This is a genomic window from Paenarthrobacter sp. NEAU-H11, assembly GCF_050573415.1.
GTDB lineage: Bacteria > Actinomycetota > Actinomycetes > Actinomycetales > Micrococcaceae > Arthrobacter.
The window spans coordinates 283,113-307,277 of record NZ_JBNZGA010000002.1 but is presented as its reverse complement, the minus strand read 5'-3'; the positions used below and the strand labels follow the sequence as shown (position 1 = coordinate 307,277).

Here is a 24,165-nt window from a genome sequence, read left to right as displayed (position 1 = left end):
CCCGTCAACGATGACCACCACCGCCACAGCTCCCCAGGCCACGGTCGACACCGTGGAGACAGTGCCCAGCTTCATCATGGATTCCTGGTGGACCCCCGACGCCGGATCGGCCGGGTCCGCGACGCCCGTCAGGGACGCAAGCACGGGGGAGATCCTGGCCAAGGTGAGCACTGAAGGGCTGGACCTGGCTGCGGTCGTGGACTACGGCCGCAGCACGGGCCAACAGGAGCTCGGCCGGTTCACCTTCCACCAGCGTGCCCTCAAGCTGAAGGAGCTCGCCCAGTACCTCAATGCCCGGCGCGAGCACTTCTACACGTTCTCGGCCCAGACGGGCGCCACCAAGGTGGACTCCATGATCGATATCGACGGCGGCATCGGCGTACTCTTCACGTTCGGTTCCAAGGGCCGGCGCGAACTGCCCAACTCGCAGGTGGTGGTGGACGGCCCCATGGAGGTCCTGTCCAAGGACGGCTCCTTCGCCGGCGAACACATCTACACCCGCATCCCCGGCGTCGCCGTGCAGATCAACGCCTTCAACTTCCCGGTCTGGGGCATGCTGGAAAAGTTCGCCCCGGCCTTCCTCGCCGGCGTCCCCACCATCGTCAAGCCCGCAACGCCCACCGGCTACGTGGCGGCCGCAGTGGTCAAGGCCATCGTCGAATCGAACATCCTGCCCAAGGGCTCGCTGCAGCTGATCTCCGGCTCCGTCCGCGGGCTGCTGGACGTCCTGGACTACCGCGACCTGGTGGCCTTCACCGGCTCCGCATCCACCGCGCTTTCCCTGAAGGCCCACCCCAATGTGGTCCAGGGCGGGGTCCGCTTCACTTCCGAAACGGACTCCCTGAACGCCGCCATCCTCGGCCCGGACGCGGTGGAAGGGACGCCTGAATTCGATGCCTTCGTAAAATCGGTGGTCACGGAAATGACGGCGAAGGCAGGGCAGAAGTGCACCGCCATCCGCCGCGCCATCGTGCCGCAGGAGCTGGTTGCCGCAGTCTCAGCGGCCATCGGCACGCGGATCTCCGAGCGCGTTGTCCTGGGCGATCCCCGGGCCGACGGCGTCACCATGGGTGCCCTCGCCTCGGTGGAGCAGCTGAACGATGTGCGCGCGGCCGTGCAGTCCATGCTCGACGCCGGCGGTGAGCTTGCGTACGGAACCCTCGATTCGCCGTCGGTCACTTCCGCCGACGGAACCACCGGCGTGGTGGACGGCGGGGCATTCATGGCGCCCGTCGTCTTGAACTGGCAGGACCCCGAGGCCGAGGAAGTGCACTCGCTCGAGGCGTTCGGTCCCGTTTCGTCCGTGATCGGGTACAAGGACATTCCCGACGCCGTCCGCCTCGCCGCCCGCGGCGGCGGCTCCCTGGTGGCCTCGGTGTGCACCAACGATCCGTCCGTGGCCCGCGAACTTGTCACCGGGATCGCGGCTCACCACGGACGTGTCCTGATGCTCAACCGCGAGGACGCACGTTCGTCAACGGGCCACGGTTCGCCCGTGCCGCACCTGGTCCACGGTGGTCCCGGCCGTGCGGGCGGCGGCGAGGAACTGGGCGGCATCCGGTCGGTGATGCACCACATGCAGCGCACGGCCATCCAGGGCTCGCCGAACATGCTCACCGCCGTCACCGGACTGTGGCACGCCGGCGCGGACCGCAACTTCACCCTGGAAACCGAGGGGACCCACCCGTTCCGGAAGTCGCTGGAGACGCTGCGGATCGGTGACGCCGTCCGCTCGGACCTGCGCCAGGTCACGCTGGAGGACATCACCGCGTTTGCCAACTCCACCGGCGACACGTTCTACGCCCACACCAACCAGGAGGCCGCGGAAGCCAACCCGTTCTTCCCGGGCATCGTGGCCCACGGCTACCTCCTGCTTGCCTGGGGCGCCGGACTGTTCGTGGAGCCTGCCCCGGGCCCGGTCCTGGCCAACTACGGGCTGGAGAACCTGCGCTTCATCACCCCTGTGGCCGCAGGTGATTCGATCCGGGTGACCCTCACGGCCAAGAAGATCACCCCCCGCGAAACCGACGAATACGGCGAGGTGGCCTGGGACGCCGTGCTCACCAACCAGGACGACGAGATCGTGGCCACCTACGACGTCCTCACCCTCGTCGCCAAGTAGCCCACGCCCCCCGGACGCTCTATCACTTAACGCGGGTTTCCCCCGGACGCTCTCTCACTTAACGCGGGTTACCCCCGGACGCTCTATCACCTGCCGGCGACAGGTGATAGAGCGTTGGCGCTTAAGCCGCATTAAGTGAGAGAGGGTGTGGGTCTTCCTGCGGGAAGTGAGGGAGCGCGGGGATCTTTTTGGCTGGCGGAAGCGTAAAATTCTGCCCGTAGGAGGTGGCCCTTATGAGCCTAAGAATGAACACAGCCACAACGGTCCTGCCAGTCGACGATCCAGCACGCGCCCGTAGGTTCTACACCGAAAAGCTCGGACTCCCGCTCCGCGGCAAGGCAGACGATGGAAGCGAATTGCTCGGCAGTGACGGCGGCCCGATGCTGCAGTTGTTGCCGGTTTCGGACGGTAAGCACTCCGAGCACACCGCCCTGAGCTTTGAGGTGACGGACATCGAGAGGACGGTCCGGGACATGGAGGCCAGGGGCGTCAGGTTCCAGGATTATGACCTGCCGAACCTGAGGACCGAGAACCATATCTGCACAACCGACTCGGAAAAATGTGCCTGGTTCATGGACACCGAGCACAACATCCTCTGCGTCCACGAGAAGCTGGGCGTCCAGGCCGAGTACGAGCTCTAGCGGCGCAGCGAACGCCCCCAAAACACAGCAGGGGCGCCCCGGGTTTCCGGGGCGCCCCTGCTGCCGTTCCGGCAGGAAGCGGGGTCAGGATTCGGCGCCGCCATGCAGGCCGTCGTCGCTGCTGTCGTCCTCGCGGCCGGTGCCGTGCCCGCTTTCGCTTTGGTCGGAAAGGTCCATGTTGCCGCGGGCCTCCGCCATGGTGGGGCCGCCGGAGGGGACGCTGTAGGTGTCCGGGCGGATGCCGTGGGACTGTTCCTCGATCAGTGCCTGCTCTTCGCTGAAGCGGATGGCGTTGGCTTCGTCTCCGGCGTCGCCGGTTAGGTCTTCGCGGATCTTTGAGGGGTCCGGAATGATGTATCCGGCCTCTGCATCGTCCTTGGGGTGGCTCATGTTCTTACCTTCCTATCGGGTGTTACTTGTGGGCCGGGCGATGAGGTCCGCCTTGACGTCAAGGCTCTGACCTCCCCGCTTGACCTTGAAGCCTACGGTATCGCCGGGATTGCGGCCGCGGAGTTCCGCCAGGAGCTTCTCCGGTGCGTTCAGTTCCACGCCTTCCATCGACTCCAGCACGTCGCCCGGCCGGATGCCCGCACGTGCCGCCGGACCGCCGTCGTCCACTGCCAGGACCACGACGCCGGTACTGGCGTCAATGCCCAGCTGCTCGGCAATCTGGGCCGTAAGTTCGCCGGGCGTGAGGCCCAGGTAGGCGTGCTCGGCAGTGCCGTCCGCCAGCAGGTCCTCGGCCACCTCCACGGCCGTCGCGGCGGGAATGGCGAATCCCAAAGCCACGGCGCCTGCAGACGGCGGGATGTAGGCCTCGCTGATGCCAATGATTTCGCCGCGCATGTTGATGACGGCGCCGCCGGAGTTGCCGGGGCTGATGGGGGCATCGGTCTGGATCAGGTCCACGAGGGACAGGCTGTTGGAGGCGGAGCCCGGGATGGAGCGGTGCAGTCCCGAGATGATGCCGGCCGTGGCGGTGTTCTCGAAGCCCAGGGGAGAGCCCAGCACCACAGCCCCCTCACCAACGCGCGGCAGGTTGGCCTGGTAGACGGGTTTGGGCAGGCCGGTGCGCTTTGCCTGCACCAGGGCGAGGTCGGTGACAGGATCCGTGGCCTTGACTGTTCCCTCTACCCGCTGGCCGTCGGCAAAGGCAACTTCCACCGTGGTGTTGCCCCGGATCACGTGTTCGTTCGTGAGGATGAGGCCGTCCTCGGAATAGACAACGCCGCTGCCCAGGCCGCCCTCGGTGAAGATGGTCACCACGGACGGCGCGAGGTTCTCCACGAGCTGGGGGATGTCGCCCGCCGCGGCCGGTGCCGGGGCCGGCGAAGAGCTGCCCGGCGTGGCGGTGGAGGTGGAAGTGGGAGCGGCGGTTGTGGTGTCGCTGGGCGCCGGGGGACTTGGCGTCCCGGTGCAGCCGCTGAGGGCCAGTGCGGCCGCGAGGGCGGTGGTTCCAAGTACTGTCCGCAGGCGGCCTGTACGCTGCGGACCGCTGGCTTGGCTCATTGGTACCTCCCTGCGGATGCTGGTTTTCTACCACGGTAGCCGGGGAGCGGGCAAAATACCAAGCACGCTTATTATCCGCGTTCCGTCGCGCGCGGCGGCGCCCGGATAACGTCACCGGCGAGACGGGGCCGGGCCGGAGCCGGTGGACGCGGGGCTGCCCGGAAGGCACTGCCGAAGGGCCCTATCTGCGCTCCTGGGGCGGTGCTAGCCTTCGGGCATCCAGCCCGGCCGGGAGGGACAATTAATCGGAAGAAGAGGCGCTTCATGCGTACTGCAAACTCGAATCCAAGAACCCGCATCGCAGCGATAGCGGGCCTGGCAGCTGCTTTGGGAAGCAGCTTGGTCGCAGCACCACCAGCACAGGCCGCTGACGTCTTCAGGATGCAGTACACCTCCGAGTACGCGCAGGCCTATACAAGCACGATGTCTGAGGACGGATGCGCCTTCAGCTCCATATCGGCTGCCGCGGGAACCGCATTCGGCGGCGGCACCACCATGTTCTACTCTTCGTCCAGCTTCAACGTCTGCACCGGGGAGGGCTACTCGGTCTACGGCGAAGCCCCGACAGAGGTGTTCACTTTCGAACGCACTTCGGTACATGCCACCGCCACAGTGCCGCTTTCCGACGGGACCGACATCGGCTTGGACCTCACGTGGCAGGGTACGGGAACGATCGAACGCGGCGGCAGCACGTCGAGGGACATCCTGCCCGGACAGTTCGTGCAGCGAACCACCAATCGCGGCACCATTCAGGAGGCAGTGGTCAGCGGGACGCTCTCGTTCGAGAACGCCTACATCTCAGCCTCGAAGGGCTCTTCGATGACGGTGGTCATCGCCAGCCAGTGAGGGGGGCGGCGTAGGCCAGTGCCGCGAGACCCGTACTGCAGGCTGCTAGGGTTCCGCGTGCAGGCCGTCGAACGCCATGGTGATCACGTCGTCCGCCAGCCGTTCGGGCGAGAGGGAGCCGCCCGGCTTGTACCACTCAACGATGGAGTTGATCATGCCGAACAGCAGGCGGGTGACGGTTCGCGGATCGATGTCCTGGCGCAGCGAGCCCTCGTCCCGGGCGGCGGAGATCAGCCCGGCAACCTTGTGGTCGAACGCGCGACGGCGTTCCAGGGCGTCCCGCTCTATCTCGGTGTTGCCGCGCAGGCGCAGGAGCAGCGTGACGAACGGCAGCCGGTCCACCAGCACCGCCACGGTTTGCCGCAGCACAAACTCCAGGCGCGCATCCGCCGCGCCGGACACCGCCGCGGGTTCTTCCAGCATGGCCTCGAGCCCGCCGAGCGCGTGGTCCAGTGCGAGTTTGAGGAGGTCGCCCTTGGAGGGGACGTGGTGGTAGATGGCAGACTTTGAAATGCCGAGGTTGTCCGCCAGGATCCCCATTGAGGTGGCGTCGTAGCCGTGCCGGTTGAAGACGTCGACGGCGATGCGGAGCACCGATTGCTGGTCGTACCCCGGGCGGCCGCGCTTGGTGGGTGCATCAGTTGTGGACATACCGGCCATTTTCTCATGAACGTTCGGTTATTTAGGCCGTTATCGGCGAGGGACCTTGGACCCTGTGGCGGTTTGTGCGGGAGGACCACGCTGGTAGGGCAGGCAAACCAGCCGCATTACTCCAGGAAGGCGCACAGGCATGAGGCCCAGCACACCCCAGCCCACAGCCGTCGCGGACGGCGTGTACCAGCTGCCCACCGGGAGCGGCCGGTTCGCCTCCCACGTCTATTTTGTCCGCTCCGGGCAGGGCTGGGTGCTGGTGGATGCCGGCTGGCCGAAGGCGGACGAGGCGATTGCGGCCGCTGCGGAGTCCCTCTTTGGAAAAAGCAGCACGCCCGCAGCGATTATCCTGACGCATATCCACCCGGACCACACCGGCGCCGTCCCCGGCCTGGCCCGCCGGTGGGACGTGCCGGTTTTCGTTCATCCGGATGAACTGCCGCAGGCGTCCGGGAAGCTGCTGGATGAATACGCCAACCCCCTCGACCGCCGGGTGTTGCGTCCACTGCAGAAGGTCCTGCCGCAGGGGACCATGCCCGCGACGGACCTGACCTCCGTCGTGCGTCCTTTCGATCCGGCAGCCGGCGTCCCGGGGCTTCCGGACTGGAGGTGCGTGCCCACCCCGGGGCACACACCCGGGCACATCGCCTTCTTTCGGGAGGCCGACGGCGTGCTGCTCACCGGCGACGCGGTGCTGACCACTGACGTGAACTCGCTGCGCGGCCTCCTGGGCCGGACGCACAGGGTCAGCGACCCGCCCCGGATTGCCACCTGCGACTGGCCGACGGCGGAGGCTTCCATCGGTACGCTGGCCCGGCTTCGGCCGCGGGTCCTGGCCAGCGGGCACGGGCGTGCGGTGTCCGGGCCGGCGGCCTCCCGCCAGTTGGAAGAACTGGCCGCCAGGGCCGGTGCTGCGGACAATGCCGCCGCTTCAACCGCGGCGCCGGAGGCGCCTTTGGAGTACCGCTGCGTGGCCGCTGTCCGGATGGGCGGGCCGGAAGTGCTGGAGGTTGTACGACGGCGGCTGCGGACGCCGCGACGGGACGAGGCCAGGGTGCGGGTTGAGGCGTGCAGCGTGAGCGCTGTTGACGTGCAGGCCCGCAGCGGGCTCTCCACCTACCCGCCGACGTTCCCCTTTGTGCCCGGCTACGCCGTGGTGGGCGTGGTGGATGCGACAGGGGCGGGCGTCACCGCGGTTGCGCCGGGGGACAGGGTGGTGGTGATGACCGAGAAGGGCGGGTACGCCGAGTACATCTTCGCCAGCTCGCACCCCATGATGCGGATTCCCGATGAACTGGACGCCGGCGAGGTGGTGGTTGTTGCGCTGAACTACCTGGTGGCCCACCAGGCCCTCTCCCGCGTGGCCCGGATCCGGCGGGGGCAGGCCGTCCTTGTCACCGGCGCCGCCGGCGGGATCGGTACGGCGATCGTCCAGCTCGGCCGGTTGCTGCGGCTCAGGATGTACGGCGTGGACATCCCGGCCAAACACCGCTGGCTCGTTGAGCACGGGGTGGTGCCCCTGGACACGCAGCGGGACGACGTGGTCAAGGCCCTCCGCAGGCTGGAGCCCGCCGGCGTCGATGCAGTCCTGGACGGGGCAGGCGGGGAGTGGGCCGATGCCGGCCTTGCCGTGCTGCGGCCCGGCGGGGTGCTGGTGGAGTACGCCAACCCCGGCAGCCCGGCCTCCACCCTGCGCCTCCTGGCCCGGGCCGCAGGGCAGGACCTGATCCCGAAGGGCAAGAGGATCCGGCTGTACGGGACGACGTCCTGGCGGCTGGACCGCCGGCCGCTGATGGAGGCGTGGGCCACGCTTTATGGACTGCTCGGGGCGCGGAAAATAGCCCCGGTGATCGCGGACCGGTTCCCGCTGGCTGAGGCGCGGCAGGCGCACGCCCGGCTGGAGCGCGGGGACATTGCGGGAAACCTCGTCCTCATGGTGCCGGGAGAAGACCGGCCCTGAGCACCGCTGCTACCCCTTGGGCTGCTACCCCTTGGGGCGCAGGTCGTAGATCCTCCGCAGCTTGCCGTTGGACCGCTCAAGCGAGCCCGGCTCCACCACGTCAACCGCGCAGGAGGAACCCACGTGGATCTTGATCTGTTCCTTCAAGGTGCGTGCCGCCGTCGTGCTCTGCTCGAAGGTGACGCTCTCCCGGCGTTCGATCTTGACCGTCATCTGGTCCATCCGCTGCCCCTCGGGGCGGGTGAGCTCCAGCTGGAAGTGCGGGCTGAGTTCGGGGATCCGGAGGGCGATTTCCTCGATCTGGGACGGGAACACGTTCACGCCGCGGAGGATGATCATGTCGTCGCTGCGGCCGGTGATGCGCCCCATCCGGCGGTGCGCGGGGCGGGCCGTGCCGGGGAGCAGGCGGGTGAGGTCCTTGGTGCGGTACCGGATGATGGGCAGCGCTTCCTTGGTCAGCGAGGTGAACACCAGTTCGCCGTGCTCGCCGTCGCCCAGGACGTTTTCCTTGCCCACTACCGGGTTGAAGGCGTCGATGATTTCGGGGCGGAAGTGGTCCTCCCAGATGTGGCTGCCGTCCTGTGTTTCCACCGCTTCGCCGGCCACGCCCGGGCCCATCACTTCGGACAGCCCGTAGATGTCGCAGGCCTTGAGGTTCATGGTGACCTCAAGCTCGTGCCGCATCTCTTCGGTCCACGGCTCGGCGCCCAGCACCGCATACTTCAGCGACGTGGAGGCGGGGTCGATGCCCATGTGGGCCATGGCGTCGGCGATGGTCAGCAGGTACGTGGGCGTGGCCAGGATGGCGTCGGGCTTGAAGTCCTGGATCAGCTGGATCTGGCGTTCGGTCTGGCCGCCGGAGATGGGGATGACGGTGCAGCCCAGGGCTTCGGCGCCGGCGTGGGCGCCCAGGCCGCCGGTGAACAGGCCGTACCCGTAGGCGTTGTGGACTTTCATGCCCGGGCGGATGCCGGAGGCGCGGAAGCTGCGGGCCACGAGTTTTGCCCAGTCCGCCAGGTCCTGCTTGGTGTAGCCGACGACGGTGGGCCGGCCCGTGGTGCCCGAGCTGGCATGGATGCGGGCTACTTCGTGCTGCGGCACCGCGAACATGCCGAACGGGTATTCCTCGCGCAGGTCGTCCTTGGTGGTGAACGGGAAGTTGCCCAGGTCGCTCAGTTCACGCAGGTCGTTGGGGTGGATGCCGGCGTCGTCGAACTTGCGCTTGTAGAGGGGCACGCGCTCGTAGGCGTAGGCAACGGTGTGCTGTAGCCGGCTGAGCTGGAGGGCCTCGAGCTCGTCGCGGGAGATGGTCTCCTCGCGGTCCAGTCCGGCTGCGGTGGTGGCTGCGGGGGATTCGGGGGCATGCAGGGTCATGGTTTCCTACTTCTTGGGGATGGTGCGGCTGCGTCCGCGGAACTCGGCAATGAGCTCGCCTGGCTGGTTCGGGGTGGGCTCGCCCGGCTGGCCGGCGTCGGCGGGCGGGGCGTCGGCGGCGAAAATCTGGATGTCGTACAGGCCGCTGCGTCCGGCGCTGGAGCGGCGGTCCGCCACTGCGGTGAGCACCTGGCCGCGGAAGGCTGGCTTGAGGAAGTTGATGTCGACGCCGGAGGCCACGGTGATGCTGTTTTCCTCGCCGGGTGCCGGCACGGCGGGGTTGCACGCGAGGGCGAACGCCGTATCCCCGAAGGCGAAGATCATTCCGCCGTGGGCCATGCCGAAGCCGTTGAGCATTTCCTGCCGGAGGGTCATCCGGATGGTGGCGTGCCCGTCGCTGATGGCGAGGACCTGGATGCCCATCCACTCGGAGGCATAGTCGTTCTCCAGGATCTGGTGCGTGGGCCCGGAAAGGGTGGTTTCAGCCATGCGTCATTGCCTCCAGCTTTATTTACCGAATGTTCATTAGGTAATCCCATCGAGGGGTCCTGTGTCAAGGGGAGGGCGGCCGGACCAGCCCAGTTTAGGAGGGTCCAGGCCAGCAGTCTGTGGGGGCAGTCCAGGGAGGCGTTCGAAAACTGGGCTGGAAGGGACGACGGCGGCCGGCAACTGGGCGGGAACGTACAGCGGCGGCGCGGGAGGGTTGGAAGTGCAAGGATGGAGGGACCGGCACCAGCACAGCAAAGGGCGGACCATGGCCAAAGGCATTTACGTCAGCGCAACCACCCCCGGCTCGGGCAAGTCACTTGTTGCCCTGGGCCTGGCGGACACCCTGCACCGGCACGCGGACAGGATCGGCTTCTTCAAACCCGTGGTCCACGGCCCGGATGCCACGGCCGATCCCATGGTGGCGCTGATGAAATCCCGTTTCGCGCTGGAGGATGAGCGGTGCCGCGGCGGCCTGACCTACACCGAAGTCCGTGATCTGCTGGCGGAAGGCAACCGCGCCGAGATCGATGCCCGCTGCGTGGAAATTTTCGCGGACATTTCGCGGCACTGCGACGTGGTGATCGTGGAGGGAACCGACCTGGTGGGCCAGGACTCCGCCGTCGAATTCGACCTCAACGCCCGCCTGGCGAACAACCTGGCCACGCCCGTGGTGGCCGTGGTGGGCGCCAAGGGGCGGACCGTTGCAGAAGCCGTGGCCGCCGTCGAGGTTGCCCGGAAGGAACTTGCCGCAGAACGGTGCGCGCTCCTGGCCATCCTGGTGAACCGTGCGGACCCGGAGGACGTGGAAGCGATCGGGGCGGCGGTCAAGCCCGGCGCGTCCAAACGGCCCGTGTACGTCCTGCCGGAACTGGAGGAGATAGCCCGGCCCACCACCGGTGAAGTGGCCACGGCGCTCGGGGTCCGGCAGATCGCCGGCCGGCGGGACATGGAGCGCGACGTCAAGGACATCAAGGTGGCGGCCATGAACGTGGGCAACTTCCTGAACGTGCTGGACGAGGGCGCGCTGGTGATCGTTCCCGGGGACCGCGCCGACGTGATGGTGGCCTGCCTGGCCTCATCCTTCTCGCCGGAATTTCCGGTGGCATCCGCGCTCATCCTCACCGGCGGGCTCGCGCCGGACGCCAACATCTACCCGCTCCTGGCGCAGGCGCCGTTCCCCGTGTTCGCCACGAAGGAGGACACCTACACCACCGCGCGCCGGGTCTCCGAAGTCCGCAGCGAGATCTGGTCCGGGCACCGCCGCAAGGTTGCCTCCGCCCTGGGGCTGTGGTCCCGCCGGGTGGACGAAACCGAACTTGTGGAGCGCCTGCACCTGCCAAGGGCCGAGCGGATGACGCCGCTGCGCTTCCTGCACGACCTCATCGAACGCGCCCGCTCGCAGCGCCGGCACGTGGTGCTGCCGGAAGGAACGGACGTGAGGATCCTGCGCGCGGCGGAGATCCTGCACCGGCGCGACGTCTGCGACCTCACCGTGCTTGGGCCGGAGCCTGACGTCCGCGAACTGGCCGCAGCGAACGGCATCGACCTCACCGGCATCAGCATCGTGGACCCCGCCACCTCGGACCTCCGGCAGAAGTTTGCCGAGAAGTACGCCGAGCTGAGGGCGCACAAGGGGGTGGACCTGGCCAAGGCGCTGGAGATCATGCAGGACGTCAGCTACTTCGGCACCATGATGGTCCAGCTGGGCGTGGTGGACGGCATGGTGTCCGGGGCCGCGCACACCACGGCCCACACCATCCGGCCGGCCCTGGAGTTCGTGAAGACGCGCCCGGGCGTGAAGATCGTGTCCTCGGTGTTCCTCATGCTCATGCCGGACCGGGTGCTGGTGTACGGCGACTGCGCGGTGAACCCTGACCCCAACGTGGAGCAGCTGGCGGACATTGCGCTGGCTTCGGCGGAGACCGCCGCCCAGTTCGGGGTGGAGCCGCGGGTGGCCATGCTGTCCTACTCAACGGGCGGCTCCGGCTCCGGGGAGGCGGTGGACGAGGTGCGGCAGGCCACCGAGCTGGTCCGTGAGCGCCGGCCGGACCTCGCCGTCGAAGGCCCCATCCAGTACGACGCCGCGGTGGACGCCTCCATCGCCGAGTCAAAGATGCCGGGGTCCTCGGTTGCCGGGCAGGCCACCGTTTTCATCTTCCCGGACCTCAACACCGGCAACAACACGTACAAGGCGGTGCAGCAGAGCTCCGGGGCGGTCGCCGTCGGGCCTGTCCTGCAGGGGCTCCGGAAGCCTGTCAACGACCTCTCCCGCGGCTGCACCGTGGAGGACATCGTCAACACCGTAGCCATCACGGCCATCCAGGCCCAGGCGCAGGCCTCCCAAGAACCCTCCTAAGGCCCTCTCCAGGCCCGCGGGGGAGGGCCAATGCAAAAGGGCGACGCCGACACCACCATGGGTGCCGGCGTCGCCCTTTTGCATAAGTCAGCTGTTGTCCGGCTTGGCCAGGCTTTCCTGGTCCTCCTGCTTGGCGGGTTCGTCCGACAGGCCCTGCGGGGTGAGGTCCAGGTCCTCCGTGTTCTCCGGAGCCTCGGGGGCTTCGCCCGTCTCGGCGGCCTTGAGGTTGCCGGTGTCGTCCAGGGCCGGGTTGGCGCCCTCCACCACCGTGGGGTCCTTCTTTCCGGAGCCCGGCCGGGCATCCGAATCCGCCTGGGCATTCAGGGGAGCGGTGCTGCTGGATCCCGTGTTGGTGGGATCATTCTCGTCAATCGACGCGGGTTCGTTCGTCATGGAAGTGTCCTCTCGGGCGTGGTCCAGCCTGTCCGCCCCGACTCTAGGCGCAGCCGGGCCCATCCGCAAGGAATCGGCCGCCGCGCCCACCTATAGTGGGGTTTGAACCGCAGAAGCAAGGCTCAGGAGGCCCCTCATGCTCGTGCTCGTCATCAACTCCGGATCGTCCTCGCTCAAATACCAGGTGCGCGATGTCGCGGCCGGGAGCGTCCTGACCGAGGGGCTGATCGAGAAGATCGGCATGGGCAACGGCGGTGACGGGGACGGGGAAATCGAGGGCCCGCGGGACCATGCCGAGGCACTGGAACAGGTGGACGCCGCCATCCACCAGGAACTCGGCGGCCTGGAGCTGGCGGCAGTGGGCCACCGGGTGGTGCACGGCGGCGAGCGGTTCGCCGAACCCGTACTGATTGACAACGAGATCACCCGCGCCATCGAGCGCCTGAACCCGCTGGCACCGCTGCACAACCCGGCCAACGTGCTGGGGATCCGCGCCATCACCAGGAAGTGGCCGGACATGCCGCAGGTTGCCGTGTTCGACACCGCCTTCCACCGCACCCTCCCGGAGCACGCCTGGCGCTACGCTGTCCCGGATGAGCTGTACACCAACCACGGCATCCGCCGCTACGGCTTCCACGGCACCTCCCACGAGTACGTGGCGCGGCGCGCGGCAGCGCTGCTGGACCTGCCCATGGAAGAGTTCGACGGCGTGATTGCCCACCTGGGCAACGGCGCCTCCGTCACCGCCATCCGGGGCGGCCACTCCGTGGACACGTCCATGGGCTTCACGCCCCTGGAAGGCCTGGTGATGGGGACCCGCTCGGGCGACCTGGACCCGTCCATCCTGGTGTTCCTGGGCCGGGCAGGCTGGACGCCGGAGGACCTGGACACCATGCTCAACCGGGAATCCGGGTTGAAAGGCCTGGCCGGCAACAACGACATGCGCTCCGTGGTGGAGGCCTCGGAATCCGGCGACGCGCGGGCTGCGACGGCGCTCGCCGTCACCTCCTACCGGCTGGCCAAGTACATCGGCGGGTACCACGTCGCCGTGGGCGGGGCGAAGGCACTGGTGTTCACTGCAGGGATCGGCGAGAACTCCCACCAGTTCCGTGCCCTGGTGGCGGACAGGCTGGGCGCGCTGGGCATAGAGCTCGACGCCGGCCTGAACGCCGAGCGGTCAAAGGAGCCGCGCGTCATTTCCACGGCGCGGTCCGCCATTCCCGTCCTGGTGGTTCCCACGGACGAGGAGCGGGCCATCGCGGAGGCGACTGCCGCCGTCGTGACTTCCGCGGCCGGGTAACCGACGCTCTCTCACTTAACGCGGAGTTTCCTTGGACGCTCTTTCACTTAACGCGGGGTTTCCCCGGACGCTCTCTCACTTACGCCCTGCCCTTGAGGATCAGGTTCCAGTAGACCTGCGGGAAGATATCCCGGTCCACCACCCAGGACAGCCTGCTCTCGTTCCAGGTTGGCACCCGGGGAATGGTGGGCATGGCCCGGTACCGGTCGTCGAACTCGGCGAACACCACGGTGTCGCGTGACACCGTGAAGGGGCACACCGAGTAGCCGTTGTACTTTGCCCGCAGGGCCTTGCCTTTCCGCGCGGCCACCAGGTTTTTGGCCAGGACCTTCGTCTGCTTCCGCAGGGCGCCCCCCGACTTGGAATTGGTGGTTCCGGCCGCGTCCCCCAGCGACCAGACGTTCTGGAACCGGATGTGCCGGAGCGTCTGCCGGTCCACCTCCACGAAGCCGCCGGCGTCACCGGCTGCAGGCAGGTCGGTCGCCTTGAGCCAGTCCGGGGCGGACTGCGGCGGAACGGCGTTGAGGACGTCGTAGTGCAGGTTTTCCTCGGTACCGGCGGCCAGGTCCCGGATGGTGGCTGTCTGGCCGGCCGCGTCCACGGCAACCAGTTCGCTGTTGGTCCGCAGCTCGATGCCGTACTCGGCGATCTTGCGGTCAAGCTCCCGGTCCACCTCCGGGACGCCGAACACGGTGGGGTAGGGCTGCACCATCACCACGCGGATCCGGTCCAGGACACCCTGTTCCCGCCAGTAGTCGCAGGCCAAGTACATGGGTTTCTGGCTTGCGCCGCCGCATTTGACGGGACCGGCGGGCATGGTGAAGACGGCCGTGCCGGACGTCAGGCCGCTCAACAGGGTCCAGGCCTTGGACGCCAGTTCGAACTCGTAGTGCGAGGCGCCGGCGGGCGAGTGCACGGCCTCGGCCAGGCCGGGCACGGCATCCCAGTCATACTGCAGGCCGGGGCACACCACCAGCTGTCCGTAGGACACAGTGGAACCGGACGCCAGGGTGACGGTGTTCGCGTCCGTGTCCACACCGGCGGCGGCGTCGTGGATCCACGTCACGCCCTGGGGGATCACGGACTCCTGCGACCGGACGGCCTCCGTTGCCTGCGCCCGGCCGCCGGCGATGTGGGAGAACAGCGGCTGGTAGAAGTGGTGGTCCTTGGGCTCCACGACGGCCACGTCCTTGACCCCGTAGCGCTCCAGGCGGGCGGCCAGTGACACGCCAGCGTTGCCGCCGCCGATGATGACCACCTCGTGCTGCGCGGCCACCGTGCTACTTCTTTTCGGTCAGGGCGGAAGCCTTGTGCGCGGCCCGGGCTCCGGTCTTGGCCGACTCCACCACATACTGCGGCTCGTCCTCGCTGGCACGGTGGGTGTTCCCGTCCAGTTCAAAGTCACTGGTCTTCTTTTCCACGATCCTGCCGTGCGTCTTGCCCTGCGGGGTGTTCCATTCCACGGACGTTCCCTTGCCCAATGACATCTGTGCTCCTAGGTGGGGTTTGTGGTGGGAAGCGGCTCGGCTGCGGGAGCCGTGCCCCCAGTATCCGCCGTTGGGAGCGGTGTCTCAACGGGGGCGTACGACGGCGGCGCGTCGCCTGGCGCCGGCTGGGTCGCCGGGGCGGTGGCGGGCGCTGTCCCTGCCGGAGCGGTTGCGCCGGTGCCCGTGCCGGATGAGGCCGGGGCCGTTGGTGCCTGGGCTGGGCCTGGTTCCCCGGAAGGAGCAGGAGTGGCTTCCTGGGCGGAACTTTGTGTGGCGCTGGGATCCGCCTGGACGATGGCCATGATCTGTGCTTTGTAGGAGGACAGGGTGGCCTGGATTTCGGAAAGCGGCACGTTCTGGATATTCCGGCCGTACTCGGCGATTTCTGCCCACAGCGCCTGAAGGGAGGCCATGCCCGCTTCGCTAAGCGGGCCATCCAAGGTGAGGACCAGCTGGCTGGCCAGTGCATAGGTAAGGCACTCTAAGCAGTTGTAGTTCGCCGCGGCGGAGAGGTTCTCCGGCACCACAACGTCTGCCTGGCCCACGATGAGGACCACCTGGAAGCCCACGGCCACGGCCGCGCACCCGCTGCAGCTGGCAAAGGCGTAGGCCTCATTCCTGGTATCAACGGGTTCACCGTCCTCGGCCCACACCAGAGCGAAGGCGACGCTGTATGTCACGGACCCGTCGGTGGTGTTGACGGCCAGGGCCTGGTTGCCGCCCTCCCCGGGAGCTGCCGGTCTGTCAAAGGGGAACACCCAGGACGGAGCCTCTGAACTGGCGGTTCCTGCCGGACCAGCCCCCGCGGAAGCGTCCACCGGCACCAGCACCATGCTCAACTGAGGGTTCTCCCGGGTGGGCTTTGCGGCGCCTTCGGGCCACAGGGCCACGGTCCGTCCGCTGCCGCCTTCCCGCAGCGCTGTGCCCGAGGCAGGCAGGACCGACGCCGTCGCATCGGCCAACGTCCCGCGTTCGTACGGCTGCACCGGACGGTACGTGCCGCCGTCGGGCCACCACGCCCACGCAAGCCCCGCCAGCAGTGCCGCCACTGCGCCCATCGCGGCAGTCCGCCGAAGTGCGTGTCCGCTCGTTTTCCGCCAGAGGCCGGTGACCAGCTGCCGCAGCAGCCGCACCAGGATGTAAAGCATGCCAACCATGGGAAGGGCCACGGCCGCAATGGCGAGGATGCGCACGGCGGCGCCGGCCAGGTCGCCGGCGCCAAGGCTCCCGGCGAGCAGCTCCTGCTGTTTGGCCGCACTGCTCCAGGCGGTGGCCAGGAGCCGGGGCAGGGCCAGCACCATCATGGCAAGGCTGAACAGCAGCAGCGGCACGGTGACCAGCACCCACAGGGTCACGACGGCGCGCGCCCACGGCTTGAGGACCCGGTTTTCCGGCCGTCCCCAGCGCCAGGGAAGCAGGCCCAGCAGGACGGGCCTGATGCGCTGGAAGAGGTCCGGCACGCCGGTAGCGTCGGCCAAAATGTGGTACCCGTCAAAGCGGACCAGAGGCAGCAGCTGCCTGACCATCTGCAGGATCTGGGTGACCACCACCAGCAGCAGGGCATCGAAGCCGGTAGCCCACCACAGCCCCATGATGCCTACGGCAACAACGGCGTTGAAGTACAGGCCGCCAAGGTCCGTGCGGATTCTGCCGCCGCGGCCCAGCCGGTAGGAATCCGTGACGTCCGTGAAGAACGCCGGCCAGACAAGGTACAGGCCTGCACCCATGGCGCCGGGCGTGGCCCCGCCCCTGCGGGCAGCGGCGGCGTGCCCGAATTCGTGGAACCCCGCGGAAAGGATGGTGACGGCAAAAATCAACAGAAGCAGGACCGGGTTCTCAAACGCCTCGTGGGTGGCAGATCCCAGGCCCTTGACCATCAGCACCCACCAACAGGCAGCCAGGAATGCCAGGGTCACCAATACGACCACCAGCGGGTTGAACAGAACCGTGAAGGGTGCCGTGATTCTGCGGGTGCGTTCCGGATCGGTCACTGTGTAGCGGAAGCGCATGCCCAGCAGCGGATCAGCCTTCCGGACCTCGGGCTGGGATCCGTCCGCAAGCCGCAGCAGTCCCAGCGGCAGCAGCTGTGAGTCCATCAATGTGCGGACGTTGTCCGCGCTGATCAGCCTTCCGGACGCCTCGCTGGCGTGCCGGGCAACCTCCTCCATGGTCCGTGTCCCGTCCACTGCCTCCAGCACCGCGAACAGCAGCGGCGTCAGTTGCAGGGTCTGGCCGTCGGCGCGGCGGACCAGCGATGGCGGCTCCCGGTAGCCGGATCCCTCGGAAGGCCCGATGAGCTGGACGCCGTCGGCCCGGGCGGGAGTGTGCAGCGGGTGGTCGGCGGTGGGCGCAGCGGACGACGGCGGGCCCGCCTGGGTGCGTGGCCCGCCGCTTGTGTGGGTCATGGGTGCTTACTGCCGGAGGTCGGACTGCTGGTCGGCAGTGGCGTTGGCTTCGCCCTCGATGTGCTGGGAGATGATGGCATCCTGTTCGGCCACGGCGTATGCCTGGCTGTCGATGGAGCCGATGTTCGCGGCAACCGCGGCATCGATGGGCGCGGCCACGTTGGCGTTGGCGGCCACTGCGCCGTTGATCGGGGCCGCGATGTCCGCGTCGGCGGCAAGGTCCACGTTGACGTTGAGCAGGTCGCCGTCGAGTGCGGCGGCCGGGTCCACCGGCAGCGCGCCGACGTCCGGCAGGGCGGTGCCGGCCTCCGTAGTCCCGGTGCCCGCCGCGCCGTCCTCCACCGTGCCGTCGCCGACGGTGTCGTCCGACTGGTCGATGGTGCTGTCCTGGGCGGAAGCCGCATTGGCGTCAGCCACAATGCCCTGTTCGATCATCACCCCCTGGTCGGCCAGCGCCTGGGCATCGGAGCCGTAGGAGAGGATGTTGGCGGACGCCGCGGCGTCGATCGGCGCGGCCACGTTGGCATTGGCGGCCACGGCGAGATCGATGGGTGCCGCCGCATCGATGCCAAGATCCAGGTCCGCATTCAGGTCAAGGACAGAGGCAACTTCCTTGTCCGGCAAAGCGGTTCCCTGTTCCGCCATTAGTTCGTCGTCGGTCAGGGGACGCATTTCTTCCATGCTCACAGAAACCTCCACGTACGGCGCTGGTTGGCCTGCCCCCAGCGGGCAGCCAGCGCCAGACAATAGTAAGCATGATTAGTGTTATTGGATACATCCGTGTCCAGCGCCGCCCATGGTGCGGCTTGGCACAAGGTGACGGGCGACGGCGGAGGAGGGCCGCCGTCGTCCGCTCAGGTCCGTGCGCGCAAACGCTGGGCGGCGCCGGCAACCCTGTTGCACAAGGCCCAGTAGGCCACGCCTGCCGCCAGGGAGGCGGCCAGTGCGAGCGGAAGGCCCAGGCCCGCCAGCGGCGGGTAGACCAGCCAGTGGACGAGGTAGATGTGCATGGAGGCGCTGGCCAGCAGGACCGTCACGCGGCCCAGGGCCCGCGGCATGGGGAGGGCGGGCAGCCAGGCAAGCAGCAGGATGCCGGCAATCACCGTGACGTCGCGGTTGGCGTCCTCGAAGAACCCCGGAACCGTGAGGACGGCCAGGGCGGAGACAATGCAGCGCTGGGCGAGGTTGCGGGACCGGGCCACCGCCCATCCGAGCGCGAAGAGCCAGAGGGCCGGAACGGTGTACGGCACACCCGGCTCCACGAGTTCGTACCGGGTCAGGAGGCCGCCGCCGAACAGGATGAGCGGGAAAATGAACGGGAATCGGCGTTCCGCGCGGTGCAGCCACGGGATGGAGAGCAGGGCCGTCATGGCCAGCAGGATGTAGACGATCACCTCGATGAACCAGAAATGCCACTGCGTGGTCACCTGCTCCGGCCCCAGGATGGCGTTGAGGAGCACGATGTTGACCAGGCCGTAGTGGTCGGTGACCAGGTAGGCGAAGGCGATGAACACCATGCTGGGCACGGCGATCCGGGCCACGCTGGTGAGCTGCCGGCGCAGGCGGGGCAGCCTTTCGCCGGAGAGCTGGAAGCGTGCGAAGTTGAACCCGGCCGCGGCAATCAGCACGTGGGCCATGCCCTGCCAGTTGAACAGGCCGATGTGCGTGCCGGCGATCAGGAAGATTCCCACGGCCCGGAGGACCAGGCTGGTGTCCGTGGGGGCAAAGAGCCGTGCGAGCCGGGTCCGGGCGGGCCGGTCCGGCCGGCGCGGCTCCAGGTCGCGGACCGGCGTGACATGCCAGTCGGGGGGCAGGTGGCCCAGGGCCTGCTCCAGCCGGACCGAGGCCGCCACGAAGGACAGGGAGTCGCCGCCGAGCGAGACGAACGTGTCCGTGTCCGCGATGTCCGTCTGCTCCAGCGTGTCCTCGTAGATGCGCCTGACGGTGTCCGGCCCGGCCGCGGTTCCCTGCGGCTCCTGCGGGGAGCGACTGTCCGGGGTGCGGTTGTGCGGGGCCGCTTTGTCCGCGGCTGTTGCCGGGGCAGCCGCGTTGTCCGGGGCAGCTGCGGAGAGCGCGGCCACCGCCGGGTAGTCCACCTTGCCGGTGGCCAGGCGGGGAAGTTCCGCCACTGCATGGATGTCGACGGCGGCGCGGGGCAGGCCGAGGCCCTGGGCGAGGACTTTGGTGAGCAGCCGGGTGTCGTGGGTTCCCTCCACGGCGACGACGAGCCCCTGGTCCGTTCCGGCGCTCGCCGCGTGCACGCCGAGGTCCGCCAGGAGGCGTTCCACCTGGCCCAGGTCAACGCGCAGTCCCACGATCTTGACGAACCGGCTGCGCCGCCCGCGCACCTCGTAGAGGCCCGCGGCGTTCTTCACCGCGAGGTCGCCGGTGCGGAGCTCGGTGACGGTGCGGCCCTGTGCCAGGTCCTCCGGGGTCTCGGCATATCCCAGCATGACGTTGGGCCCGGTGTACACGAGCTCGCCGTCGGCCAGTCCGGGCACGGGTTCGATGCGGAAGTCTCCGCCGGGGACGGGCACGCCGATGGCGCCGGGATGGGCGGCGGCAAGGTCCGGCGGCAGGTACGCCATCCGGGCCGTGGCCTCCGTCTGGCCGTACATGACGAAGAGTTCCCAGCCCTGCCGGCGGCCCAGTTCCGCGTAGTGCCGGACGGATTCCGGGGCGAGCCGGCCGCCGGCCTGGGTGACGTAGCGCAGGGTGGGCAGGTCCATGTCCGCGAAGCCCACGCGCTCCAGCAGCTCAAAGGTGTAGGGAACGGCGGCGAACGCCGTGGCACCTTCCCGCCGGAACAGCTCCCAGAAGCACGGATCCACCACCGACAGTCCGGTCAGGACCAGGCCGGCGCCGCGCAGCAGATGGCTGTTGATGACCGAGAGGCCGTAGCAGTACGACATCGGCAAGGTGGTGGCGGCCCGGTCTTCAGCCGTGATTCGCAGGTACGTAGCGATGGACTCGGCGTTGGCCTGCAGGTTGGCGTGGGAGAGGCGCACCAGTTTGGGGGAGCCCGTGGAGCCGGACGTGCTGAGCAGGAGGGCAAGGTCCGGATGCAGGGTGTGCCGGGTCCCGGGCCGGCGTTCGTCCAGGACGCACTCGCCGTTCGCGGAGCGGACCACGACGTCGGGGTCGTAGGCCGCCACCAGGGATTCGAGGGCAGCCGGCTTGTCCTCCGGGAGGAGGATCAGCGGGTGGCCGGACGCCAGGGCGGCAAGGTAGGCCACCAGCGATTCGACGTCGTTGGACGCCGCAAGGGCGATGAGTCGCCGTTCGGTGCCCAGCCTCCGGGCAAAGCTGTCGACGCGGGCGGCCAGCTCCTGGTAGGTCAGCGTCAGCCCGTCGGCAAGGATGGCAGGCCGGTTTCCGTAGCGCGCAAGATCGGCAGCGAAAGAAACCCGCGCGAAATCAAGCTGCGTGGTCATCCGGCAATCTTATTAGTACAGCCTTACCTTACTAAAATCGGGCGTTAAGAAAAGCGGATGGAGAAATAAAAGGGGGGTGCCTTCTTCCGCGGAACTGCCCATCGACTGCTCCAATAACGCCGTTCCGGGGGCTCAAAAGGGCTTTATTGGAGCAGTCGATGAACCACGAGGGTGAGCTTTCCGGCAGCGTCTTGACAGCCCAAAGCCGTCGGGCCAAGCTGGCGCTGTGCCTACCTGCCGGCCGAGCCGGGCCGGCACCAGGCCGTTGTCCAAGGAGAATCCAATGCCTGTTGTGGAAGAAACCGTCGTCATTCCCCGGCCGCAGCAGGAGGTCTTTGACTTCCTGTCGAAATTCGAGAACATCGCCGTCTACGATTCCTCGGTCACCTCGTCCGGGCAGATCGGTGACGGCCCGCTGGGCGTGGGTTCACGGGGCCGCGGAACCAGCCAGATCATGGGGCGGCAGTTCGACTGGACCGCCGAAATCACTGAGTTTGATCCGCCCCGGCGCATGGTGTCCCGTTCCGTCGAGGGCAAACTGGACTTCACCATTACCATCACGCTCGAACCGGCCGACGGCGGCACCCGCGTCACCGAGCGGATCGAGGCCGCGTCCGGCCTGGGCGGCATCTTTGGCAAGCTGGCCGACCCGCTGGTGGAACGGGCCCAGGGAAGGACCGTCCGCGCCAATCTCGAAACGCTGGCCGAGTGGCTGGCGGAGCATCCACAGTCCTGAGCGGTTACCCCATCGATTGCTCCGATAACGCCGCTTTGGAGGCTCTAAACGGCAATATCGGAGCAGTCGATGGCGTACGGCGTCGTCCTACTTCAGGCCGGCGCCGGGCAGCAGCTCGGTGGCGCCGAGGGAATCGGCGATGAAGGCGTAGTCCCAGGCCCGTTCCCGCCACTGCACGTAGCGGCCGGACGCGCCGCCGTGCCCGCCGTCCATCTCGATCTTCATCAGGATGGGCTCGGTGCCGGTGGTTTTGCTCCGCAGCTCCTGCACCCACTTGGCCGGTTCCACGTACAGGACCCGGGTGTCGTTGAAGGAGGTGACGGCGGCGATCTTGGGATACGCCGCCTCCCTGACGTTCTCGTAGGGGGAGTACGACTTCATGTAGGCGTAGGCCGCGGGATCGGTGATGGGGTTGCCCCACTCCTCCCACTCCAGGGCGGATAGCGGCAGCTCGGGATCGAGGATGCTGGTCAGGGGGTCCACGAACGGCACCTGCGCCACGATCACTGCGTACTTTTCCGGCGCCATGTTCGCCACGGCCCCCATCAGCAGGCCGCCGGCCGATCCGCCCAGGGCGGCGATCCGCGCAGGATCCACCCAGCCGGAACCGGCCAGCCAGTCTGTGGCGTCGATGAAGTCGGTGAACGTGTTCTTCTTGGTGAGCTTCTTGCCGTCCTCGTACCAGTGCCGGCCCAGCTCCCCGCCGCCGCGGATGTGGGCGATCACGAACACCACGCCGCGGTCCAGCAGCGACAGCCGCGCGATCCCGAAGCCCGGATCCATGCTCAGCTCATAGGAGCCGTACCCGTACACCAGGCCGGCCGCCGTCGAGTCCTGCTTCACGGCCTTGTGCCGCAGTACGGAGAGCGGAATCCTGGTGCCGTCCGCGGCGTCTGCCCACTCCCGGGTGGCGACGTAGTCGCTGCCGTCGTAGCCGCCCAGGACCGGGCTTTCCTTCCGCAGCAGCAGCTCACCCGCGGGCTGCTGCGGGGTGGGCAGCACGAAGTCGTACACGCGCGACGGCGTGAAGTAGGACGTGTAGCCCAGCCGGATGACCGGGGCCTCGTAGTCCGACCCGCCTACGCCCGCAGTGTAGAGCTCCTCATCGAAGGCCGGCTCCACGGGTTCTTCCTGGGCGGGCGTCCCCAGCCCTGCCAGACCGATGAACTGCACGCGCTCGATGGTGTCCTTGCGGATGGAGACGACCAAGTGCGTGGAGGTGACTCCCGCGCCGTTGATGCGGACGTCGTCGGAATGTTCGACGACGGTGACCCAGGCCTGCTCTGCCAGCGGCTTGGCGAGCTCCGCCGGGTCCGCCAGGGAGACCATGGAGTTGACCGCACCGCGGTTGTGCGTCAGCAGGATGCGCTCGCGTTTTTCGCCGTCCGGCCCGGCAAGCAGGAACGGCTCGGCCTCATAGAGCACGTGGTCGTTCCGGGAGATCACGGTGGTGAGTTCCTGGGCGGGGTCGTCAAAGCGGAGCAGGCGGGTTTCGCTGTACTCCGAGCACCCGATGCCCAGCACGAGGTGGCGCCGGTCAGCTGAGAGCTCGAAGCCCAGCCACATGGCGGCGTCGTCCTCCTGGTAGATGACCACATCGTCGGCCACAGGCGTGCCCAGGACGTGCGCCTTCACCTGGTACGGGCGCCAGGAATCATCCACCATTGTGTAGAAAATCCGGGTGCCGTCGGGGGAGAAGGCAACGCCGTAGAAGATGTTCTCGATGACGTCCGGCAGCAGCTCGCCGGTGCTGAGGTCCTTGATGCGGAGGGTGAAGCGCTCGTCCCCCGAGTTGTCCACGGCATAGGCGTAGAGGGTGCCGTCCACGGTTACGGCCGAGCCGCCCACCGAGAAGAACGGCTTGCCCTCCGCCTCCACGTTGCCGTCAAGCAGGACTTCCTCGCCGGGGATTTCGACGCCGGGCTGGACGGCGGGCGGGGTCCAGTCGGCAACCTTGTCCCCGGTGTCCGCGGCCCTGACCCGGCACTGGATGCCGTATTCCTTGCCCTCCACGGAGCGGCTGAAGTACCACCAGCCGTCCTTGCGGTGCGGCACGGAGAGGTCCGTTTCCTGGGTGCGGCCCTTGATCTCCTGGAAAATGGCCTCGCGCAGCGGCTCCTGGTGTGCGGTGACCGCTTCCTGGTAGGCATTCTCGGCTTTCAGGTGCGCCACCACTTCGGCGGATTCCTTGTCCCGCAGCCACTCGTAGTTGTCCACGAAAACGTCCCCGTGGTGGACACGTTCGGACGGGATCTTCTTGGCAACCGGCGGTGTGGGAGCGGCAGTGGCGGCGGAGTCCCGCAGCGGAGTCTGGGTCATTCCTTCAATATATAGATCCGCGCCGACAATTATCCGGCCGTTCGCTACCGGGGGATCGCCGCCTCCCGGCCCGGGAGTAAAGGGCGTCCGACGGCGGTGCGCGCGGCAGCGGTGCGGGGTGAAAAGGGCCAAAGACCCTAGGG

The 24,165-nt window shown here is 67.9% G+C and carries 19 protein-coding genes; 7 read left to right on the top strand and 12 right to left on the bottom strand.

Annotation, left to right across the window (positions count from 1 at the left end; genetic code table 11):
- The first annotated feature begins 10 nt into the window (after positions 1 to 10).
- Together paaZ and ACQ3DC_RS03990 are read left to right on the top strand one after the other, a co-directional pair.
- A complete protein-coding gene (gene paaZ / locus ACQ3DC_RS03995) occupies positions 11 to 2,122 on the top strand; it encodes a phenylacetic acid degradation bifunctional protein PaaZ (RefSeq protein ID WP_430751604.1) in 2,112 nt (703 codons plus the stop codon).
- A 245-nt stretch (positions 2,123 to 2,367) separates the two neighbouring features.
- A complete protein-coding gene (locus ACQ3DC_RS03990; protein ID WP_231754862.1) occupies positions 2,368 to 2,763 on the top strand; it encodes a VOC family protein in 396 nt (131 codons plus the stop codon).
- 84 nt (positions 2,764 to 2,847) lie between these two features.
- On the opposite strand, the gene ACQ3DC_RS03985 is transcribed toward ACQ3DC_RS03990, so the two are convergent.
- Together ACQ3DC_RS03985 and ACQ3DC_RS03980 are read right to left on the bottom strand one after the other, a co-directional pair.
- Positions 2,848 to 3,153 (bottom strand): hypothetical protein, encoded by a 306-nt coding sequence (locus tag ACQ3DC_RS03985; RefSeq protein ID WP_157241291.1) that lies wholly within the window; start codon positions 3,151 to 3,153, stop codon positions 2,848 to 2,850.
- A 12-nt stretch (positions 3,154 to 3,165) separates the two neighbouring features.
- Positions 3,166 to 4,272 (bottom strand): S1C family serine protease, encoded by a 1,107-nt coding sequence (locus tag ACQ3DC_RS03980; protein ID WP_430751603.1) that lies wholly within the window; start codon positions 4,270 to 4,272, stop codon positions 3,166 to 3,168.
- A gap of 423 nt (positions 4,273 to 4,695) precedes the next feature.
- Here ACQ3DC_RS03980 and ACQ3DC_RS03975 point away from each other — a divergent pair, with 423 nt between their 5' ends.
- The gene (locus ACQ3DC_RS03975) at positions 4,696 to 5,118 is read left to right on the top strand and encodes a hypothetical protein (protein WP_430751602.1); all 423 of its coding nucleotides are present in this window, start codon (positions 4,696 to 4,698) and stop codon (positions 5,116 to 5,118) included.
- A 45-nt stretch (positions 5,119 to 5,163) separates the two neighbouring features.
- Here ACQ3DC_RS03975 and ACQ3DC_RS03970 read toward each other — a convergent pair whose 3' ends face one another.
- Positions 5,164 to 5,769, bottom strand: coding sequence for a TetR/AcrR family transcriptional regulator (locus ACQ3DC_RS03970; RefSeq protein WP_430751601.1), 606 nt, complete (start codon positions 5,767 to 5,769; stop codon positions 5,164 to 5,166).
- 139 nt (positions 5,770 to 5,908) lie between these two features.
- Between ACQ3DC_RS03970 and ACQ3DC_RS03965 the strand changes: the two genes are divergently transcribed.
- A complete protein-coding gene (locus tag ACQ3DC_RS03965; RefSeq protein WP_430751600.1) occupies positions 5,909 to 7,729 on the top strand; it encodes an MBL fold metallo-hydrolase in 1,821 nt (606 codons plus the stop codon).
- A 24-nt stretch (positions 7,730 to 7,753) separates the two neighbouring features.
- Here ACQ3DC_RS03965 and paaK read toward each other — a convergent pair whose 3' ends face one another.
- Complete coding sequence (gene paaK / locus ACQ3DC_RS03960) at positions 7,754 to 9,103, bottom strand: phenylacetate--CoA ligase PaaK (RefSeq protein ID WP_323056768.1); 1,350 nt, start codon at positions 9,101 to 9,103, stop codon at positions 7,754 to 7,756.
- Positions 9,104 to 9,109: 6 nt separating this feature from the next.
- Entirely contained in the window at positions 9,110 to 9,592 is a 483-nt protein-coding gene (locus ACQ3DC_RS03955; RefSeq protein ID WP_157241303.1) for a hotdog fold thioesterase, read from the bottom strand.
- A 265-nt stretch (positions 9,593 to 9,857) separates the two neighbouring features.
- Here ACQ3DC_RS03955 and pta point away from each other — a divergent pair, with 265 nt between their 5' ends.
- Positions 9,858 to 11,948 carry a phosphate acetyltransferase gene (gene pta / locus ACQ3DC_RS03950; protein ID WP_430751599.1) on the top strand — a complete coding sequence of 697 codons (2,091 nt, stop codon included), beginning with the start codon at positions 9,858 to 9,860 and terminating at the stop codon, positions 11,946 to 11,948.
- 87 nt (positions 11,949 to 12,035) lie between these two features.
- Here pta and ACQ3DC_RS03945 read toward each other — a convergent pair whose 3' ends face one another.
- The gene (locus tag ACQ3DC_RS03945) at positions 12,036 to 12,341 is read right to left on the bottom strand and encodes a hypothetical protein (protein WP_321214299.1); all 306 of its coding nucleotides are present in this window, start codon (positions 12,339 to 12,341) and stop codon (positions 12,036 to 12,038) included.
- Between the two features lie 136 nt (positions 12,342 to 12,477).
- Here ACQ3DC_RS03945 and ACQ3DC_RS03940 point away from each other — a divergent pair, with 136 nt between their 5' ends.
- Entirely contained in the window at positions 12,478 to 13,641 is a 1,164-nt protein-coding gene (locus tag ACQ3DC_RS03940) for an acetate kinase (protein ID WP_321214298.1), read from the top strand.
- A 79-nt stretch (positions 13,642 to 13,720) separates the two neighbouring features.
- Here ACQ3DC_RS03940 and ACQ3DC_RS03935 read toward each other — a convergent pair whose 3' ends face one another.
- The 5 genes from ACQ3DC_RS03935 to ACQ3DC_RS03915 form a co-directional block, all read right to left on the bottom strand.
- On the bottom strand, positions 13,721 to 14,917 hold the full coding sequence (locus ACQ3DC_RS03935) for an NAD(P)/FAD-dependent oxidoreductase (protein ID WP_321214297.1): 1,197 nt from the start codon (positions 14,915 to 14,917) through the stop codon (positions 13,721 to 13,723).
- Positions 14,918 to 14,921: 4 nt separating this feature from the next.
- Entirely contained in the window at positions 14,922 to 15,128 is a 207-nt protein-coding gene (locus tag ACQ3DC_RS03930; RefSeq protein ID WP_157241319.1) for a DUF2945 domain-containing protein, read from the bottom strand.
- Positions 15,129 to 15,136: 8 nt separating this feature from the next.
- Positions 15,137 to 17,533 carry a hypothetical protein gene (locus ACQ3DC_RS03925; protein ID WP_430751598.1) on the bottom strand — a complete coding sequence of 799 codons (2,397 nt, stop codon included), beginning with the start codon at positions 17,531 to 17,533 and terminating at the stop codon, positions 15,137 to 15,139.
- A gap of 6 nt (positions 17,534 to 17,539) precedes the next feature.
- Complete coding sequence (locus tag ACQ3DC_RS03920) at positions 17,540 to 18,214, bottom strand: peptidoglycan-binding protein (RefSeq protein WP_421092567.1); 675 nt, start codon at positions 18,212 to 18,214, stop codon at positions 17,540 to 17,542.
- Between the two features lie 173 nt (positions 18,215 to 18,387).
- On the bottom strand, positions 18,388 to 20,967 hold the full coding sequence (locus ACQ3DC_RS03915) for an AMP-binding protein (protein ID WP_430751597.1): 2,580 nt from the start codon (positions 20,965 to 20,967) through the stop codon (positions 18,388 to 18,390).
- 283 nt (positions 20,968 to 21,250) lie between these two features.
- On the opposite strand from ACQ3DC_RS03915, the gene ACQ3DC_RS03910 reads away from it, so the two are divergent.
- Entirely contained in the window at positions 21,251 to 21,703 is a 453-nt protein-coding gene (locus tag ACQ3DC_RS03910) for an SRPBCC family protein (RefSeq protein ID WP_430751596.1), read from the top strand.
- Positions 21,704 to 21,790: 87 nt separating this feature from the next.
- Here the strand turns inward: ACQ3DC_RS03910 and ACQ3DC_RS03905 are convergent, their stop codons facing one another.
- Entirely contained in the window at positions 21,791 to 24,022 is a 2,232-nt protein-coding gene (locus ACQ3DC_RS03905; RefSeq protein WP_321214294.1) for a S9 family peptidase, read from the bottom strand.
- Between the last annotated feature and the right edge of the window lie 143 nt (positions 24,023 to 24,165).